The sequence below is a fragment of the Streptomyces graminilatus genome, from assembly GCF_001418565.1.
Lineage (GTDB): Bacteria > Actinomycetota > Actinomycetes > Streptomycetales > Streptomycetaceae > Streptomyces > Streptomyces graminilatus.
Map to the genome: position 1 here is coordinate 1 of NZ_LIQQ01000490.1, position 3426 is coordinate 3426.

At 71.7% G+C, this 3426-nt stretch carries 4 protein-coding genes; all 4 read right to left on the reverse strand.

What is annotated here, in order from left to right:
* A partial coding sequence (locus AOK08_RS33660) for an AAA family ATPase (protein WP_157876905.1) occupies positions 1–511 on the reverse strand: 511 nt, incomplete at its 3' end.
* Positions 511–1713 carry a DUF4350 domain-containing protein gene (locus AOK08_RS33665; RefSeq protein ID WP_055533060.1) on the reverse strand — a complete coding sequence of 401 codons (1203 nt, stop codon included), beginning with the start codon at positions 1711–1713 and terminating at the stop codon, positions 511–513. The genes AOK08_RS33665 and AOK08_RS33660, both read right to left, overlap by 1 nt.
* Positions 1710–2492 (reverse strand): DUF4129 domain-containing protein, encoded by a 783-nt coding sequence (locus AOK08_RS33670; RefSeq protein ID WP_055533062.1) that lies wholly within the window; start codon positions 2490–2492, stop codon positions 1710–1712. The genes AOK08_RS33665 and AOK08_RS33670 overlap by 4 nt, the downstream gene beginning before the upstream one ends.
* A 4-nt stretch (positions 2493–2496) precedes the next feature.
* Positions 2497–3426 (reverse strand): DUF7847 domain-containing protein (locus AOK08_RS33675; RefSeq protein WP_055533064.1); only part of this gene is annotated, 930 nt, incomplete at its 5' end.

Below are 3426 nucleotides of genomic sequence, written 5' to 3' on the forward strand. Positions count from 1 at the left end.
GGGGGTACGTGCCCTCGTACTCGACCGGGTTCTGGGTCGCCGCGACCATGAACGGGTCGGGGAGGGGGCGGGGGGTGCCGTCGACGGTGACCTGACGTTCCTCCATGGCCTCCAGGAGGGACGACTGGGTCTTCGGGGGCGTGCGGTTGATCTCGTCCGCGAGGAGGAGGTTGGTGAAGACCGGGCCGGGCTGGAAGGAGAACTCCGCGGTGCGCGCGTCGTAGACGAGGGAGCCGGTGATGTCGCTCGGCATCAGGTCCGGAGTGAACTGAACACGCTTGGTGTCGAGATCGAGTGCGGATGCGAGTGCCCGGACGAGCAACGTTTTGGCTACTCCAGGGACTCCTTCTAGTAGAACGTGTCCGCGGCAGAGAAGGGCGACGACGAGGCCGGTCACGGCGGGGTCCTGGCCGACCACGGCTTTGGCGATCTCGGCGCGCAGGGCTTCCAGGGAGGCCCGGGCGGCGTCCGGGTCCCCGGTGGTCCCGGCGTTGTCAGTGGTCGGGTCCATCATGGACGGCGTACCTCTCTTTCGAGGGCGTCGAGTTGGTCGGCGAGGGAGATGAGGGCTGCGTCGTCACCGGGCGGCGGGCCGAAGAGGAGGGAGTGCAGGGCCTGTCCGTCGCTGTGGTTCTGGAGCTGGGCGGACAGGGCGGGGAGCAGGGACTCGGGCGCGTGTGCCTGGGTGACGGGGACGCCTACGAGGGGGGCGAGGCGAGTGCGGGTGGTGGAGCGAAGAGCGGTTGCCGCGCGGTCGCGGGCGTTGGTCTTGCGGTAGAGGCGGGCGCGGCCTTCGACGGTTTCGGAGGCGCGTATAGCCACGGGGAGACGTTCGGGTACGAGGGGGCCGAATCGGCGTGCCCGCCAGAAGGCGGTCAGAACCGCGGCGAAGAAGAGTTGCAGGGTGCCCCAGACCCAGCCCGAAGGGAGCAGGTCGAGGAAGTCGCGTTCGCCGGAGTCGGAGCGCGAGCCGTCGGAGAGCGAGGGGAGGTACCAGACCAAGTGAGGCCGGGAGCCGAGAAGTTGAAGGGCGAGCGAGGCGTTGCCGTGCTCGTCGAGACGGTCGTTGTAGAGGATGTCGGGTGCCCCGAGCACGACGGTGTCGCCGTTCCCGGCGGCCGTGGGGACGCGTACGAGGGTGGGGAGGCCGTCGCTGGGGTAGCACGTGTCGCCGGAGCCGGTGGTGGTGTTGTAGCGGAAGCCGCCGGTGTCCGCGGTGCCCGCGCGTTGGGCGGCGGGCAGGTCGCAGTCGGGGGAGAGCTTCGAGTGGAAGCTGGTCGCGGGGTCGGCGGTGACGCCCGGGGCGAGTGTCCCGACGGACGGGCTGCCGGGGGCGACCAGGACCGTGCGTCCGCCGGAGTGCTCCGTCGCCGTGTGCAGTCGCTTCTGTTGACGGTCGGTCAGCAGGTCGGGGGCGGCGACCAGGAGGGTCGTGTCGGCGTCGGCCGCTGCGCCCGCCTCGGCGAGGGTGGTGACCACGCGTGTGGAGACACCCCGGTCGGCGAGGAGAGTGGCGACGGCGCGGCTGCCGCCGGGGTCGGCGGATCGTGGGTCGAGGTCGCCGTGCCGGGTGCCGGAGTTGATCACGGCGATCGTGACGCCACCCGTGAGGAGGATTACGACGCCGAGTACGACGCCTCGCGCGCGGGTCCACACCTGGCGGGCGGTGGGCGAGGTCGAGGTCGGGGCGGGGAGCGTGGTCCCGGTGCTCATTCGGCGGCTCCCTGGCGGGCGTTGAGGGCCGTGCGGGTGGCGCTGCCGGTGCTCGTGAGGGCCGGTTTCGCGCGTTCCAGGGCGTCGTCGAGTTCGGTGAGCCGACGGTACATCTGGGGGGTCGCCGGCCGTCCGCCGTATGTCACCTCGTCGAAGTCGCGGGCCGAGGTCCGCAGGCGGTCGGTGTGCGCGGGCAGGGTGCGTCCCGCTTCTGCGGCTGCCTCGTCGGCGGTGCGGCCGGGGCGGGCATCGAGGAGCGCGCGTTCCTCCAGGGAGCGGACGACGGCCCGCATGCGCTCCTGGACGGCCTGGTTCCAGTGGCCCTGGACGGCGTGGGCCTCGGCTGCGGCGCGGTGTTCGGCGGCGCTGCGGGGGCGGTCGTCGAAGAGGGCGGCGGCGGAGGTGGGGCCGGTGCCCGGAGTGCCGAGGCGCCACCACAGGGCGCCGATCACGGCGACGACGGCCAGGAGTACGACGACCAGTCCGACGACTCCGCCGGGAGTCGCGGTCGAGGCCGCGTCGAACACCTTGCCGAGCCAGTCCCAGAAGGCGTCCATGGCCCGTTGGAACAGGCCCGGGTCGTTCTCGTGGTACATGCGCTTGGACAGCTCGCGCCGTGCTGCCTCCCGCGCGGGATCACGCGGGATCGTCACCGGCGGGTCGTCGGCGGCCGACGACAGTACGGCGGTGCCGGCGGCGCGCAGCAGGGCTCGTACGGCCGCTTCTGCGGTGGGCGGCAGGGCCGGCACCGCGGTGAGGAATCCCCCCGTCAGGCTCACCGCATCAGCTCCCCGGGGTGGCGCCCGGGGCGCCGGAGCCCTGGACGCCGGCGGCGCGGGCCAGGTCGAGGTCGAGGGCCTCGCGGCGGATGCGCTGGTCGATGTAGAGGAGCACGGTCACGCCCGCGGTGATGGGGAAGGTGATCATGGCGCCGATCACCGAGCCGATGCCGCTGACGACGAGGAACGTCCACCCGGGGCCATCGGTGCCGTTGACGAGGCCGCCGATGCCGCCTCCGGTCAGGGCCGCGGCGACGAAGGTGAACGGCAGGACGACGATGGACGACACGATGCCCGCGATGATCGAGGCGAGCAGTTGGATGCCGAAGACCCGCCACCAGGAGCCGCTGACGAGCTTCGAGGAACGGCGGATGGACTTCACGATGCCCTGCTTCTCCAGCATCAGCGCCGGGGAGGCCAGGGAGAAGCGGACCAACAGCCACAGCGCGACGACGCACGCGCCGAAGGCGCCCAGGACGGCCAGCGCCGTGCCTCCGCTCTTGGAAGCCGTGAGGGCCACGATGAAGCCCGGTGCCGTACCGACAGCGACGATCGCGACGGCGATGAGCATCAGCAGGAAGATGAGGCCGAACAGCTTCAGGATCTGCGGGCGGGCGTCCCGCCAGGCTTCGCCGATGGTCACGCGCTTGCCGAGTACCGCGCGGCTGGTCACGGTCGTGAGCAGGGCGGTCGCGATGACGGTGCCGATCATGGAGATCACGAAGAGGGCGCCGGAGCTGAGCATGATCTCGCCCATGGCTCGGCTCAGTTCCTCGAAGCTGGCGGCTGTGCCGTCGAGGCGGGCGGCGCTCGTGCTGTCGGCGAGGAACAGTCCCTGGACGAGGATGGCGACGAGCTGCGTGAGGACCGCGACGGTGAGCGAGATGCCCAGCACGGTGCGCCAGTGGGCGCGCATGGTGGAGACGGCGCCGTC

What these genes read in the sequence shown, in the direction of transcription:
- AOK08_RS33665 (WP_055533060.1), bottom strand. Translation starts at nt 1,713, where the DNA reads ATGAGCACCGGGACCACGCTCCCCGCCCCGACCTCGACCTCGCCCACC.